Source organism: Candidatus Polarisedimenticolaceae bacterium (assembly GCA_036376135.1).
In the GTDB taxonomy this organism is placed as follows: domain Bacteria; phylum Acidobacteriota; class Polarisedimenticolia; order Polarisedimenticolales; family DASRJG01; genus DASVAW01.
Genome location: DASVAW010000078.1, coordinates 24,325 through 38,865 on the forward strand (window position 1 = coordinate 24,325; position 14,541 = coordinate 38,865).

12 protein-coding genes are annotated in these 14,541 nt (G+C 69.7%); 6 read left to right on the plus strand and 6 right to left on the minus strand.

The annotated features are described in order from the left end of the window. Positions 1-14: 14 nt before the first annotated feature. The gene (locus tag VF139_07440; GenBank protein HEX6851227.1) at positions 15-1,130 is read right to left on the minus strand and encodes a ribonuclease D; all 1,116 of its coding nucleotides are present in this window, start codon (positions 1,128-1,130) and stop codon (positions 15-17) included. A 53-nt stretch (positions 1,131-1,183) separates the two neighbouring features. Between VF139_07440 and VF139_07445 the strand changes: the two genes are divergently transcribed. The 5 genes from VF139_07445 to VF139_07465 are packed head-to-tail and all read left to right on the plus strand — an operon-like array spanning position 1,184 to position 8,029. Continuing rightward, complete coding sequence (locus VF139_07445; GenBank protein ID HEX6851228.1) at positions 1,184-1,954, plus strand: ABC transporter permease; 771 nt, start codon at positions 1,184-1,186, stop codon at positions 1,952-1,954. Next, a complete protein-coding gene (locus VF139_07450) occupies positions 1,954-2,715 on the plus strand; it encodes an ATP-binding cassette domain-containing protein (protein ID HEX6851229.1) in 762 nt (253 codons plus the stop codon). The genes VF139_07445 and VF139_07450 overlap by 1 nt, the downstream gene beginning before the upstream one ends. Next, on the plus strand, positions 2,712-4,184 hold the full coding sequence (locus tag VF139_07455; protein ID HEX6851230.1) for an MlaD family protein: 1,473 nt from the start codon (positions 2,712-2,714) through the stop codon (positions 4,182-4,184). Before VF139_07450 ends, VF139_07455 begins: the two co-directional genes overlap by 4 nt. Before the next feature lie 16 nt (positions 4,185-4,200). Then, the gene (locus tag VF139_07460) at positions 4,201-7,422 is read left to right on the plus strand and encodes a PDZ domain-containing protein (protein HEX6851231.1); all 3,222 of its coding nucleotides are present in this window, start codon (positions 4,201-4,203) and stop codon (positions 7,420-7,422) included. Positions 7,423-7,462: 40 nt separating this feature from the next. Further along, positions 7,463-8,029 (plus strand): chalcone isomerase family protein, encoded by a 567-nt coding sequence (locus VF139_07465; GenBank protein HEX6851232.1) that lies wholly within the window; start codon positions 7,463-7,465, stop codon positions 8,027-8,029. A 9-nt stretch (positions 8,030-8,038) separates the two neighbouring features. Here VF139_07465 and VF139_07470 read toward each other — a convergent pair whose 3' ends face one another. From VF139_07470 to VF139_07490, 5 genes are all read right to left on the minus strand, one after another. After that, a complete protein-coding gene (locus VF139_07470; protein ID HEX6851233.1) occupies positions 8,039-9,151 on the minus strand; it encodes a tetratricopeptide repeat protein in 1,113 nt (370 codons plus the stop codon). A 67-nt stretch (positions 9,152-9,218) separates the two neighbouring features. Then, complete coding sequence (locus VF139_07475) at positions 9,219-10,058, minus strand: hypothetical protein (GenBank protein ID HEX6851234.1); 840 nt, start codon at positions 10,056-10,058, stop codon at positions 9,219-9,221. Positions 10,059-10,180: 122 nt separating this feature from the next. After that, on the minus strand, positions 10,181-11,020 hold the full coding sequence (locus tag VF139_07480) for a hypothetical protein (GenBank protein HEX6851235.1): 840 nt from the start codon (positions 11,018-11,020) through the stop codon (positions 10,181-10,183). Positions 11,021-11,285: 265 nt separating this feature from the next. Beyond that, positions 11,286-12,671, minus strand: coding sequence for a sulfatase (locus VF139_07485; protein HEX6851236.1), 1,386 nt, complete (start codon positions 12,669-12,671; stop codon positions 11,286-11,288). Next, complete coding sequence (locus tag VF139_07490; protein ID HEX6851237.1) at positions 12,668-14,146, minus strand: hypothetical protein; 1,479 nt, start codon at positions 14,144-14,146, stop codon at positions 12,668-12,670. Before VF139_07490 ends, VF139_07485 begins: the two co-directional genes overlap by 4 nt. Before the next feature lie 51 nt (positions 14,147-14,197). On the opposite strand from VF139_07490, the gene VF139_07495 reads away from it, so the two are divergent. Continuing rightward, the coding region (locus tag VF139_07495) for a hypothetical protein (GenBank protein ID HEX6851238.1) at positions 14,198-14,541 on the plus strand (344 nt) is incomplete at its 3' end.

A 14,541-nucleotide genomic window follows, 5' to 3' on the forward strand; every position in this document is an offset into this window, starting at 1 on the left:
GATTCGTGCGGGGCTCAGGCCTCGGGGCCGATCAGGTTCCATTGCCAGGCGCGAAGGTCGGGGGTGGCGGCGGGGTCCTCCCCCGCGTCGATCCGGCGCTGGATCGCCTCCAGAAGCGCGCGGCCTCCGATCACCCCCGGCTCGAGCCCCAATTCGAGCGCCACGGCGTCCCTTTTCGACTTCAGGACGGCCACGCGCCGCTCGAACTCGGGGTCGGGGCGAATCCGGCGGTCCTCGAAGGGGGGTGGGAGTTCGTCCTCCGGGACGGCGACCCCCCGGGCGACGGCATCCAGGAGCGCGGGTGCTCCCGACGACCGGACGAACCCGGGGAAGATCCCCTCGACCTTCTCGAGCTCCGAACGGTTCGCCGGCCGCTTGCGGGCGACCGCGACGAGGGCCTCGTCGCGGAGGACCTTGAACGGGGGACGGTCCTTGGCGCGCGCGGTCGCGTCGCGCCAGCGCCAGAGCTCCCGCAGCACCGCCAGCGCGCGGCGGTCGAGGGAGGTCGCTCCCTTGGTTCTCCTCCACGCGTCGGGGGACGGCTCCTCGCCGTTCTTCCAGCGCACAACCTCGATCCGCTCGAACTCCTCCTTCGCCCAGTCGAGGCGGCCGAGCGCCTCGAGGCGGGCCTCGAGGATCGCGGCGAGCGCGTGGAGGTGACGCGTATCGGCGACGGCGTAGTCGGCCATCGCGACGGGGAGCGGGCGGATCGACCAGTCGGCGCGCTGGTGGGCCTTGTCGAGACGGACGTTCAGATGGGCCTCGAGCAGGGGCGCGAGGCCGAAGGCGGTCTCCCCGGTCAGGCGGGCGGCGATCATCGTGTCGAAGATCCCGCGGGGCGCGAAGCGGAAGTCGCGGTGGAGGATGCGGACGTCGTAGTCGGCGCCGTGGAGGATCTTGCGGATCGACGCGTCCTCGAGCGGCCGCCGCAGCGGCTCGAGGTCGATCCCGGCGAGCGGGTCGACGAGCACGTCCCCGCATCCCGCGGTGATCTGCACGAGGCAGACCTTCTCGTGGTAGTGGTGGAAGGAATCGGCCTCGGTGTCGAGCGCGAACGACGAGCCCGCGATCTCGGAAACCAGCGATTCGAGCCCTTCCTGCGTGTCGATCCAGCGAATTCCTGCGTCCACGTTCCGGATGGTAGACTCACCGGCGCTTCCGCGTCGAATCCCGGAGGGGTCCCTTGCGACGGTTGCTCGAGTGGTTCGGAGCGCTGTGGCTTCGCGTCTTCGAGGAAACCGGGCGGTTCTTCTGGGTCTTGGGATCGGCGCTGCGCTGGGCGCCGCGCCGGCCGTTCGACGGCGCCGAGTGGGCGCGACAGATGGTCCGCGTGGGGGTGGACTCGATCCCCGTCGTGGCGCTGACCGCGCTGTTCACCGGGATGGTGCTCGCCCTCCAGACCTACAACGGCTTCGCGCGCTTCAACGCGACCGCGTTCACCGGGACGATCGTGGCGCTGTCCCTCGTGCGCGAGCTCGCGCCGGTGCTCACCGCCCTGATGATCGCGGGGCGCGTCGGCTCGGCGATGGCGGCGGAGCTGGGGAGCATGCGCGTCACCGAGCAGATCGATGCGCTCGAGGCGATGGCGACCGAGCCGATGCACTACCTCGTCGTCCCCCGCGTGGCGGCCTCGACCCTGATGTTGCCCCCGCTCGTGGGGATCGCGAACGCGATCGGGGTCGCCGGCGGGTGGCTCGTCGCGGTGGGCCTTCTCGGGGCGAACCCGGTCGTGTACTGGGAGCGCACGTTCCAGTACCTCGACGGCGAGGATCTCGTCTCGGGGATGGTGAAGGCGGGCGTCTTCGGCTTGATCCTGGGGGTCGTCGGGTGCTCCAAGGGGTACCACACGACCGGCGGCGCCGAAGGGGTGGGGCGCTCGACGACCGCCGCGGTCGTCCTGGCGTCGCTGACGATCCTGCTCTCCGACTTCTTCCTCACGAAGATGCTGTTCTGATGGACGTGCCGAAGATCGAGGTGCGGAGTCTCTGGAAGGCCTTCGGGTCCAAGCAGGTCCTTCGCGGGGTCGACCTCGCGGTCGCTCCGGGCGAGTCGCTCGTCCTTCTCGGCGCGAGCGGCACCGGCAAGAGCGTCCTGCTCAAGCACCTCATCGGACTCATGGCGCCCGACCGCGGGAGCGTCCTCGTCGACGGGACGGACCTGACCCACGCGCCCAAGACGGATTGGCTTCGGTTCCGGCGACGTTGCGGGATGGCGTTCCAGGAAGGGGCCCTCTTCGACTCGATGAACGTCTTCGACAACATCGCCTTCCCGCTGCGGCGGCACGCCTCGATGACGCCGCAACAGGTTGCGGCGCGCGTGTGCGAATGTCTCGCGACCGTCCAGCTCGACGGCGCCGGGACCAAGGCGACCGGCGAGCTCTCGGGGGGGATGCGGCGCCGCGTCGGCTTCGCCCGCGCGATCGCGCTCCGGCCCGAGGTGCTCCTCTTCGACGAGCCGCACAGCGGGCTCGATCCGATCACCGCCGCCGTGATCGACCGCGTCATCGGCGGGATGCGCCGCGAGATGGAAGTGACCCTCGTCACGATCACCCACGACGTGCGCGCCGCGTTCCGCATCGCCGACCGGATCGCGGTCCTCCGGAACGGCCGGATCCTCGCCGACGGCCCGCCCGGGCGGATCGAGGCCAGCGCGGACCCGTTCATCCGGAGCTTCCTCGCCGGGGAGCCGTACGACGACGAAGGAGAAGCCGCATGAACAGCACGGCCAAGCTCGGTGCCCTGATGCTCGCCGCGCTCGTCGCGGTCGCGATCTTCATCCTGAACATCGAGAAGATCTCGATCGGCCGCGCGGGCGACCGGTTCCGGGTGCGGGCCACCTTCCCGTCGGTCGCCGGCCTCGAGCCGAAAACCGCGGTGCGGATCGCCGGGGTGCGGGTGGGCCTCGCCGAGACCATCGCGCTCGAGCAGGGTCGGGCGACCGTCACCCTCGCCCTGGACCCCGGCGTCGTACTTCACGAGGGGGCGCGGGCGTCGCTCAAGAGCATCGGCCTTCTCGGAGAGCTCTACGTGGAGCTCGACCCCGGCCCGCCCGACGCACCGGCGCTTCCGCGCGACGCGCTCATCGTCGGCGCGCCCCCCGCCGGCTTCGACGACGTGATCCGCCAGGCCTCCGACATCGGCGTGGACATCAAGGGGGTCACCTCCTCGCTGCGCGGGGCGATCGGCGGCCCGGAGGGCGAGCGACGGCTCGACGAGATCCTCGAGAACATCCGGGACCTGACCGCGAGCATCCGGGACCTCGTCGCGGCCAACCGGGGGAACGTCGACGCCACGATGGCGAACTTCCGCGACTTCTCCGAGACCCTGCGCGTCGAGCTCCCGAAGCTCGCCGAGCAGCTGAATCGCGTCGCCTCGGACGTCGAGGCCGTCGTCGCCGAGAACCGCGACGACCTCAAGGGCTCGACCGCGAACATCCGCGAGCTGTCGGACAAGCTCAAGACGACCGCGGACAACCTGAACACCATCACCGGGAAGATCGCCCGCGGCGAGGGCTCCGTCGGCAAGCTCGTGAACGACGAGGCGACCGTCCAGCAGCTCAACTCGACCCTCGCGTCGGTGGAGTCCGGGGTCGAGTCCCTCAAGAACACGATCGGTCGCGCCGAGCGCTGGAAGCTCGACGTCAACATGCGCGCCGAATCGCTCCCCCGCGTCGACGACACGCGCTTCACCGTGGGGGGCGATCTCTACACGAACGACCGCCGGTTCTTCCGCGCGGGAATCGCGGACGCCCCCCAAGGCAAGCGGCGCGAGACGCGCGAGGACATCACGACGACCCTTCCCGACGGCACCGAGACGACGGTCTCGAAGTTCACCGTCAAGACCACCGACAACTGGACGTGGAACGTGCAGGCGGGGTACCGGCTCGGGAACACGCGCCTGCGCGCCGGCCTCTTCGAGTCCTCCGGCGGCGTCGGGGTCGACCAGTCGTTCCTGAAGAACCGCCTCGGCCTGACCTTCGAGGCGTACGAGTTCGACCGGGACGAGAAGGCGCCTCACCTGCGCCTCGAGGCGCGCTGGTTCTTCCACCCGAATCTCTACACGTACGGCGGCTGGGACGATCCCGTCTGGTCCGAGCGCCAGTCCGCCTTCGTCGGGGCCGGCATCCGCTGGAGCGACGAGGACCTCAAGTACCTTCTCGGGACGGCCGCCGCGGCCGTTCCCTGATCCACGGAGTCCCACGATGCTCGCACTCGCCTCCTTGTTGCTCGCCGCGGCGTCGACCTCCGCCCCTCCGGAGGCCCGCCTGCTGCGATTCCCCGACATCCACGACGACTTCGTCGTCTTCGTGTACGCGGGGGACCTCTGGCGCGCGCCGTCCACGGGCGGCCCCGCGTGGCGCCTGACCAGCCACCAGGGGACGGAGCTGTTCCCGAAGATCTCCCCCGACGGCCGATGGGTCGCCTTCAGCGCGGAATACACCGGGACGCGGCAGGTCTACGTGATGCCGGCGTGGGGCGGCGCGCCCCGGCAGCTCACCTACTACAACGACGTCGGGCCGATGCCCCCTCGCGGCGGATGGGACAACTGGATCCTCGGCTGGACCTCCGGCGGGAAGATCCTCGTGCGCATGAACCGAACCCCGTGGGGGGAGCGCATGGGGCGTTACTTCCTCGTCGATCCCGAGGGAGGACTCGAGACTCCACTTCCCCTCCCCGAAGGGGGGTCGGCGTCGCTGTCCCCCGACGGGACGAAGCTCGCCTACACCCCCGTCGACCGGGAGTTCCGCACGTGGAAACGCACGATGGGCGGGCGCGCGCAGGACGTCTGGATCTACGACCTGAAGGGGGCGCGCTCCGAGCGGGTCACCGATTGGAAGGGGACCGACAACTTCCCGATGTGGGCCGGGGACTCGATCTACTTCACCTCCGACCGCGAACGCACGCTGAACCTGTACGCCTATGACGTCGCGTCCCGGACGACGCGCAAGGTCACGCGCTTCGACGAATACGACGTGTTGTGGCCGAGCCTCGGACCCGGCGCGATCGTCTTCATGAACGGCGGGTTCCTCTGGAAGACCGACCTCGCCTCCGGCGAGACCGCGAAGATCCCGATCACCCTCGGCACCGACGCCGCGGCCACCGTCCCCGCCTTCAAGGACGTCCAGGGGCAACTCGGCGGCGCCGAGCCCTCCCCGAGCGGCGCCCGCGTCGTCCTCGAGGCCCGCGGCGAGATCTTCACCGTCCCGGCGAAGGACGGCGCCGCCCGGAATCTCACGCAGACGCAGGGGGTGCGCGAGCACTCCCCCGCGTGGTCCCCCGACGGGAAGTGGATCGCCTACCTCTCCGACGCCACCGGGGAATACGAGATCTGGCTTCGTGCGCAGGACGGCACCGGGACGCCGCGTCGGCTCACCCGCGACGGCGACGTCTGGCGTTTCGCCCCGTCGTGGTCCCCCGACTCGAAGAAGCTGGCGTGGGGGGACCGCAAGCGCCGCCTGCGCGTGCTCGACATCGACACCGGGAAGACGACCGAGGTCGATCGCGGCACGCAGGGGGATCTCGACACGTACGTCTGGTCCCCCGACTCGAAGTGGATCGCCTACGAAACCGGCCATCCCAGCCGGCTTCCCGCGATCGCGGTGTGGTCGCTCGAGGCGAATCGTTCCTGGGTGCTCGGCGACGGGTTGACCGCGGACTTCTCCCCCGCGTTCTCCCCCGACGGGAGCCACCTCTGGTTCCTGAGCAACCGCAACTACGAGCTCGCCTTCAGCGCCTTCGAGTTCAACTACGTCTACCGCAACGCGACCGAGGTGCTGGGCGCGGCGCTCGCGGCGTCCGGACCGTCTCCGTTCCCGCTCCGAAGCGACGAGGAGAGCGGGAAGCCGGCCGAATCGAAGAAGAAGGACGAGGCTTCGCCCGCGATCGCGGTGCGCGTCGACCCCGAGGGGATCGTCTCGCGCACGGTGGGCGTTCCGGGGCTCGCGGCCGGGGATTACGCCGCGCTCCGGGCGTCCGAAGGAGCGCTCTGGTACCTCCGGGGAACCGGCGGTCCCGACGGCGAGCGCGCCCTCTGGCGGTACGACCTCAAGGAGCGCAAGGAGGAGAAAGTCACCCAGCCCTGCAACGGGTACGCCCTGTCCGCGGACGGGAAGAAGCTCCTCTACCGCGCGAAGGGCGGCCTGTTCCTCGTCGACGCCAAGGCGGGGGCGAAGGAAGGGGACGGGAAGCTCGATCTCGCGGGGCTGAGGGTGAAGATCGACCCGAAGCTCGAGTGGGCGCAGATGTTCGACGACGCGTGGCGGATCACGCGCGACTGGTTCTACGACGAGAAGATGCACGGGGTCGACTGGCCCGCGATGAAGCGGCGGTACGGGGCGCTCGTGCCCTTCGTCGCCCACCGCGCGGATCTCGATTTCCTTCTCGGGGAGATGCTCGGCGAGCTGGAGGCCGGGCACACGTACGTCGCCTCGGGGGACGAACCCCGCGTGCCGCGCGTCGCCGGAGGGATGCTCGGGTGCGAGCTCGAGCCGGATCCTTCCGGGCGTTATCGCATGGCGAAGATCTACGCCGGCGAGAACTGGGACGAGGCGTGGCGATCGCCGCTCACCGAACCCGGGCTCGACGTCCGCGAGGGGATGTTCCTGCTCGCGATCGACGGGGTCGACCTCACGACCTCCGAGAACCCGTACCGCCTCCTCGAGAGCAAGGCGAACGCGCAGGTCGCGCTTCGCGTGGGCGACCGCGCGGACGGCACCGGCTCCCGTGTGGTCCAGGTGCGCACGATCGCGAGCGAAGGGAACCTGCGCTACCTCGACTGGGTGCGCTCGCGGATGGCCCTCGCCGACCGACTCTCCGGGGGCAGGGTCGGCTACCTGCACCTTCCGGACACGGCGGTCTCGGGGAACCGGATGCTGCAGAAGCTGTTCTACTCGCAGGTCGGCAAACCCGCGCTCCTCGTGGACGACCGGTACAACGGCGGCGGGTTCATCCCCGATCGCATGATCGAGTACTTCAGCCGCCGCACGCTGGCCTATTGGGCTCGCCAGGGGATCGACAGCATGCGCACCCCGGGGTTCGCCCACGACGGCCCGAAGGTGATGCTCGTCAACGGCTACTCCTCGTCGGGGGGAGACGCCCTCCCCTACTTCTTCCGGCTCCACGGCCTCGGCCCGCTCGTCGGCACCCGGACGTGGGGTGGTCTCATCGGCCTGTCCGGGAACCCCTCCCTCGTGGACGGGGGCGCGGTCCAGGTCCCCACCTTCCGGATCTACGACCGCGAGGGGAACTGGGTGATCGAGAACGAAGGGGTCCAACCGGACGTCGAAGTCGTCGATCTCCCCGAGCGACGGATCGCCGGCGGCGACCCGAGCCTGGAGAAGGGGGTGGAGATTCTCCTCGAGGCGCTGGCGAAACGCCCCTCCGGGGACCCGAAGCCCCCGACACCCCCCTCGTACGTGCCCTAGTGGTAGGATCGCCGCTCCGCGGAAGCCCCAAGGAGGTTCCATGCTGAAGAAGTCGGCTGCTGCGCTCGTCCTGCTCCTCGCCGCCACGGCTCCCGCTTTCGCCGCCTCGAAAGCGGGCGTCACGCTCCCCGATACGGTGCAGGTGGACGGGAAGACGCTGCTCCTGAACGGCCTCGGATTGCGCGAGGCGACCTTCCTGAAGATCGACGTCTACGTCGCCGGGCTGTACGTCGAGAAGAAATCCTCCGATCCGGCGGTCCTCCTCGGCCCCGGTCCCAAGCAGCTTCGCATGCACTTCGTCCGCGGCGTCGGCTCCGGGGACCTCGTGAAGAACTGGCAGGAAGGGATCGCCCGCAACGTGAAGGGCGCCGAGGCCGACGCGGTGAAAGAGCGCTTCGACCGGGTCTACGCCGTCATGGCCGATGTGGCGGAGGGCGACGAGATGGTGCTCACGGAGATCCCCGAGAAGGGGGTCACGCTCTCCCTCAAGGGGAAGGACCTGGTCACGATCCCGGGCGCGGATTTCGCGAAGGCGCTTTGGAGCATCTGGTTCGGCACGCCGCCCAATCCGGAGCTCAAGGAAGGGTTGCTCGGGAAGCTCGACTGACCGCCTCGCTCAGGGCCGGGGCCGCGCCGTCAGTCCCTCGCGGACCTTCGCCGCGGCCTCGTTCTCCGGCTCGAGCTCCAGCGCGCGGTTCGCCGCCTTGAGGGCCGCCTTCGACCGGCCTCGCGTCGCCTCCGCCTGGGCGATCGCCGTCCACACTTCGGCGAGGTCCGGCGCGAGCCTGCGCGCCTTGCGGTACCAGGACAACGCGGCCTCCACGTGTCCGTCCGCGGCCTCGAGGTCCCCGCGGACGAGCAGCGCCCAGGGGGTCGCGGCGCGAAGGTCCGCGCTGCGGAGCGCCGCCGCCGCCTCGCGCGGCCGCCCGAGCCCCCGGTAGAGCGCGGCCAGGTTCCCCAACACGGTGGCGTCGCGGGGGGAGATCTCGAGAGCCCGTCGATAGGCGTCGAACGCCCCCTCCAGATCGCCCCGGCGGCGCCGGACGACGCCCAGGTTCCCGAGGGCGCCGACGAAATCCGGAACCAGCCTCAGGGCCTGATCGAGCACGGCGTTCGCTCCTTCGAGGTCCCCCGTTCTCAGCCTGCGGACCGCGAGGTTGTTGAGGTAGATCCCGGTCACCCAGATGTCGTCCAGGAGTCGGATCCCCCGTACCTCGTCGCGACGGAGCCGGTAGAAGTCGTACACGGTCAGCTTGCCGGAATGGGCGTACGCCGCGACGACGTGCGTGTTGACGAGGACGAGGTCCCCCTCACGCTCCGCGCGGGCCTCCCGCTCCACGACGGCCAGCCGAACGGGGATCCCGCGGCTCCGGCCCAGCGCGATGAAGAGGTTCGTGAAGGAGACGCAGTTCCCCCGTCCCGCCTCGAACGCCTCCGCGGCGGTCAGGGAGAGATCCGTGTCGTAGTCGAAGACGTAGTCGCCTCCGTCGAACATCGCCGCCTGCATCGAGGCCAACTGCGCCAGGTGGCTCGTCCCGTAGCCCAGGCGCAACGCCGCCTCGCGGATCGCACGCGTCGGCTCGATCGGGTCGGGGATCGAGGCGGGATCGATTCCCGCCTGGCGCACGACGCGCTCCCACTCGGCGTGGGTCAGGAGGCGGGGAGCCCGGGCCTCGGCGGAGGCGGCCAGCAGCCCCCCGAGGATCCCGGCGAGAAGCAGGCGCCGCATCACGCCCACAGCATGCGAACGCGAGGGGCGGGTGTCAACGCCGAGGGCGGCGAACGGCGCTCGGGGGTCAGTAGGAGCGGTTCGCGAGATCTCGAAGGGAGTTCGGTTCCTCGGTGCGGGCGAACCGCTTCCGGACCTCGATCCCGTTGAACGTGAAGGTCACCTCGTTCACCCGGCCGCCGACGGCGTCGAGGAAGTCCGCCGTGTCATGGAACGGGACGCGAAGGAGCGGGTTCGACAGATCCGCGATCGTCGTCCGCCGGCCGTTCCCGAGCATCGTCAGCCGGACCGACCCCGCGAGCGGCACGATCTCGGTGGCCCCCGCGAGGTTGTCGAGGGTCAAGCTCGCGTTCAGCGGCGTCGCCGTCCATTGCAGTCCCGCCACTCCCCGCTCTCGGACCAGACGCCCCTGGTTCAGCAGGGAGAGGCGATCGGTCAACGGCAACGCGCGACCACACTCGCCGTAGTAACGGGTCGTGGCGCTCAGGTAGTACAGCGACCGGGCCCCTTCGCAGCCGGGATTGAAGCGGTAGTCGTAGGGGTCGTCTTCCGGGACCTCGGGGTCCGCCGCGGTCACGATCGCGCACCCCTGGCGCTCGGGGCTGCAGTAGAGTCCCTGCCAGAACGCGAACTCGTCCGACGTGGTGAACGCGCTGTAGGTGGACAACGTGCGATCTCCGTTGGCCGCCTGGTCCACGTGCCAATAGAACGCGTCGCCGCCGTCGGGCCATTTCGCGATGAACAGGGACTTCCGCTGGATCGCGGCCTTGCCATTCGTGTTGACGACGCCGCTCCCCTGCCCGTTCCGGACCTGGTCGTTGTCGACGATGAGCTCGTAGTCGGTGATCGCGCAGCCGCAGCCGAGCAGGAGGGCCGCGGTCAGCGCCGGCGCCGTCCGGATTCGCATGGTCACCCCCGGGATGGGCGGAACGCTACGCCCGGCAAGGTGAGGCGTCAACGCCCCGGCGGACAAAAAGAAAGGGCGGGTCTTGCGACCCGCCCCTTCGAGGGAAGCCAATCGGACCGGAACTAGAACTTGCGGTTCGAAAGGTTGCGCAGCGAGTTCGAGTCCTCGGTGCGGCCGAACGAGCGCTTGATCTCGATGCCGTTGTACACGAACGAGACCTCGTTGACCGAGCTGCCGTAGTTCGACATGAAGTCGGCGGCCGAGTTGAACAGCACCTTGTTCATCGGGTTGTTGAGGTCGATGATCGTCTGGCGCTGACCGTTCGGGATCATCGTGATCGAGAACGAGCCGGCCATCGGGAGCAGCTGCTGCACGCCAGCCTTGTTGTTGAGGGTGACGGTCGTGTTCATCGGGGTCGCGGCCCACTGCAGGCCCGCAACGCCGTTCTTCGACACGAGACGGCCCTGGTTCAGGAGCGAGAGGCGATCGGTCAGCGCGAGGGCGCGGCCGCACTCCCCGTAGTACCGGGTCGTGCTGGTCAGGTAGTAGACCGAGCGCGCGCCGGCGCAGTTCGGGTTGTAGCTGTAGTCATAGATGTCGACGTCGCCGACCTCGGGGTCGGAGGACGTGACGATCGCGCAGCCCTGACGCTCGGGCGAGCAATAGAGATCGTCCGGGAAGATCGGGTCGCTGCCCGTGCTGAAGTTGTTGTACGTGGAGAGCGTGCGGTCGCCGTTGGCGGCCTGATCCACGAACCACACGGCGTTGTCGGTGCCATCGGGCCACCCGAGGGCGACCTGCGAGGACTGCCGGACGAGGGCCTTGCCGTTCGTGTTGACCACGCCCGAACCCTGACCATTGGACACCTGGTCGTTGTCCGTGATCAGCTCGTAGTTCGAAAGGGCGCAGCCGACGCCCGTGGTCAGAAGGGCGCAAAGGCCAAGATAGAACAGCTTCTTCATGAACTGGCTCCTTTAAGAAGGTCGTGAACCCATCCCAGCGAAACAAAATGTCAAGCTGGCTTCCCCCCTATCCCCGTCCTGCGACGACCGCCCCAGGCCTCACTCCGGAAACGGCCTCGACAGATCCGCGTCAAGGTGCGTGCTTTATACGGTGGGGTTTGTTGCAGGGCAAAAGGAAAGAAGTGACCGAACTTGACTTTATGAGGTCACTTTTAGCCGGTTTTGTAAGCCCGTGCGGATAACGCTTCCGCAGTGCGGAGAGCCATCAATTGATATAGCCAAGTGAGCGCAACGCCTCCCGCAGTTCCGGGGAGATGTGGTAGTCGCGATCCTGTTGGGTGTCCTCCGAGAGCCACGCATCGAGGCGGCGGGCAAGATCGAACACGACCTCGGGGTGGGACGCCGCGAGGTCGGTCGTTTCTCCCGGATCGCTTTCGACATCGAACAGGAGGCGTTCGGCGGGCGCGCCCATCCGGGGGACGTGCACGAGCTTGAATCGGCCCAGGCGTACCCAGCGGCGCTTCCCCGCGATCCCCTCGAGCTCGCGGCGCGACGCGGCCTCTTCGTGCAGGCTCCGGTCGGTCTCGCCGAGACAGGGACGGTCCGCCCGCTCGGTCCCCTCCAGCAGGGGGCGGACCGAGACCCCTCGGAAACGCCCGTCGGCGGGAAGGCCGGCGAAGTCGAGGACGGTGGGCGCGACGTCCAGGCTCCGCGTCGAGAAGGGAACCCTCGTCCCCGGGGCGATCGACCCGGGAAGGGCCACCGCGAACGGGATCGCGATCTCGGCCTGCGTGCCGAGGTCGCCGTGTTCGAAGAAGTACTGCTGCTCCCCGAGCGACTCCCCGTGGTCGGCGGTCACGACGACGAGCGTCTTCCGGTCGAGCCCCTTCTCCGCCATGGCCGCGAGGAGCTTCCCCAGGGAATCGTCGGTGTAGCGCAGTTCGGCGTCGTAGAGATTCACGAAGGCGGAGATCTCGTCCGGAGGCATCCGATTCTGGAAGATGAGGGGGCCGATCGTCCGCCTTCTCGCGGAGAGATCGTCGTAGACCTGCCGCGGCCGGGGATCGTCGGGGCCGAAGGCCGAGCGCCACCGTTCGGGGGGATCGTAGGTCCAGTGAGGGTCCATGACGTGGACCCAGAGGAACCACGGCCGGTCCTCGCGCGACGCCTCCACGATCCAGCGCCAGGCCTCCCCGAGCGACTGCTCGGCGAGGGGGTGCGCGCGGAAGTCGTCGAGGTAGTCGTCGAACCCCTGCTCGAAGCCGCTGCGTTTCACGAGCCGGGGATGGGTCTGCACCGCCCCCGTGCGGTAACCGGCCTCTCTCAGGATCTCCGCGAGGGTCCGGCTCTCCGGCTCGAGGGGCATCAGGATGTTCCGGGTCCCGTGCTCGTGCGGATAGGTGGAGGTCAGAAGCGAGGCGAGCGACGGATTGGTGCGTGGCGACACCGTGTGGTGCCGCTCGAAAAGCGCCCCGGTCGACGCCCACGCGTCGAAGTTGGGGGTCGTCTTCCGGGCGTACCCGTAGGCGCTGACGTGGTCCGCCCGCGTCGTCTCCAAGGTCACGAGGAGGACGTTTCGCCCGTTCCCCTGAACCGGTCGGGAGCACCCCGCCCCGAGCGCGAGCAGCACGATCGCCAGGAGCCGTCTCACCGGGGGCTCCACCGGGCCAGCGCCTGCCGGTTCGCCCCGGTGTCCCGGAGCACGAGCACGATCTCGGGATCGGTCGGCAGCGGCGCGAGCCAACCCGCCTCCCCTCCGATCGCCCGCGCGAGCGGGGCGTCGGCGTCGAGAAGGAGCCAGCCCAGGTCGTAACGCGTCGTCGCCTCGGCGAGGCGCTCGCTCCAGCCGGGGGCGGCGTCGTGGATGGGCATCCACACGTCCCGTCGGAAGGTCGTGTACAGGTCGTTCCGCCCGTCCATGAACACGCGCTCCTCCGGGTACTGCCGGAACATCAGGAAACCGCCGAAGCGATAGGCGTTGAACCCGTTTCCCTCGATCCGCTCGGCGGCGAGGAAACGTACGGCGCGTTCGGGCATCGGACGAGTCATCCGCTCCTCGAACCTCGGGATCGGGGAGACGAACTTCGCCCCCGAGAGCGCGACCGACGCGATCGCGAGCCCCCCGAGGAACGACGGGCCGCTCCAACGGGCCCGTCCGAGCGCGGCCAGCAGCGTGGGCACCAGGACCAGCGAGGCGAGCGGCAGGTGGCGGATCGCGGTGGTCAGCAGGAGGAGGGACGCCGCGAGCCTCCCCCACTCCGAGAAACGACGCTCGCCTCCCCGGACGGTCGCGACGACGGCCAGCAGGAGCGCGCCGCAGAACAGCGGGAGGCGCAGGAAGTTCGGCCGGGTCCACTCGGCGTTCCCTTCGTGGATCTCCGGACGGAGGACGTAGAGGAAGGGGTGGGTCACCTGCAACCACCCGTGGGGGTTGAGGCAGGCCGCCAACGGCATGAGGAGCACGGTGAGCGCGAGCCTGCGCGCCCGCGGTCGGTCCCGCTCGAGGAACGCCCCGATCGCCTCGGCCGCCACGAGGAATGGCGCCACGATGAACGCCGCGTGGAGATTCGCCCAGATCGCGATCGACCCGAGGATCGCCGGAACCGCCCAGCGCGCCCCGCCGCGGTCGCGCTCGAGGAGGTACAGGAGAACGGCGATCCCGAGGTAGGTGAAGATCTGCGGGCGCACGTCCCAGAAGAGATTCCCGAAGGTCAGGAACGCGGCGAGAACGACCCCGACCGCCCGCGCCGCGGCGCCGATCCCCATGCGCGCCATGGTGGCGGAGAGGAACGCCAGCGTCGCGGCGAGGACGAGCGCGCGCATTCCGACGAGCGCGACGCGCCCGGAGGGGGCGATCTCGAGCACCCCCGAGGCATCGCGCGCCGTCGGCGCGATCGCCGCGGCGAGGAGCTGGAACCCCCACTCGTTGTCGTGCCACGGCGCGTCCCCGAAGGTCGCCGAGCCGACGCCGCGCGAGGGGATCTCCCCCGCGTCGAGGATCCGTTTGCCGATGGCGAGGTGGTAGTAGGCATCGACGCTGGAGATCGGAAAGAGCGCGAGCCATGCCATCGCCGCGATGGCGACGGCGGGGAGGAGGCGCTCGAGGGTCGGCCGGGGATGGTCCATCGGGGGGAGGAGTATCTACGCGGACCGGCGGCCGGATGCAAGAATGCGCCGATGCGAAGGTGGCGGGCGCTCCCCTGGCTTCTCTCCGCGATGCTCGCGGTGCGTTACGGCCCGGCGTTCGCCTCGTCGCCGCTCCTCCAGGGCGACATCCCCGGCCACCTCGAGACGATGCGCTGGTACGCGGAGCACGTCTGGCCGCTCCCCTGGGGATGGGATCCGCGCTGGCTTCTCGGAACGCCGGTCGGGATCCTCTACCCGCCGCTTTTCCACTGGCTGGGCGGAGGGCTCGGCAAGCTCGTCGGCGTGGACGCCGCGATGAAGCTGCTGGTCTTCGTCGCCGTCGTCGCCCTGCCTCCCGCACTCGCCGCGGCGGCGCGGGGCTTCGGCCTGCGGGC

Bases quoted from the DNA above. Each gene is read 5' to 3' on its own strand.
- VF139_07490 (HEX6851237.1), bottom strand. From the start codon at position 14,146: ATGGACCATCCCCGGCCGACCCTCGAGCGCCTCCTCCCCGCCGTCGCC.
- VF139_07480 (HEX6851235.1), bottom strand. From the start codon at position 11,020: ATGAAGAAGCTGTTCTATCTTGGCCTTTGCGCCCTTCTGACCACGGGC.
- VF139_07460 (HEX6851231.1), top strand. From the start codon at position 4,201: ATGCTCGCACTCGCCTCCTTGTTGCTCGCCGCGGCGTCGACCTCCGCC.
- VF139_07455 (HEX6851230.1), top strand. From the start codon at position 2,712: ATGAACAGCACGGCCAAGCTCGGTGCCCTGATGCTCGCCGCGCTCGTC.
- VF139_07470 (HEX6851233.1), bottom strand. From the start codon at position 9,151: ATGCGGCGCCTGCTTCTCGCCGGGATCCTCGGGGGGCTGCTGGCCGCC.
- VF139_07450 (HEX6851229.1), top strand. From the start codon at position 1,954: ATGGACGTGCCGAAGATCGAGGTGCGGAGTCTCTGGAAGGCCTTCGGG.
- VF139_07475 (HEX6851234.1), bottom strand. From the start codon at position 10,058: ATGCGAATCCGGACGGCGCCGGCGCTGACCGCGGCCCTCCTGCTCGGC.
- VF139_07465 (HEX6851232.1), top strand. From the start codon at position 7,463: ATGCTGAAGAAGTCGGCTGCTGCGCTCGTCCTGCTCCTCGCCGCCACG.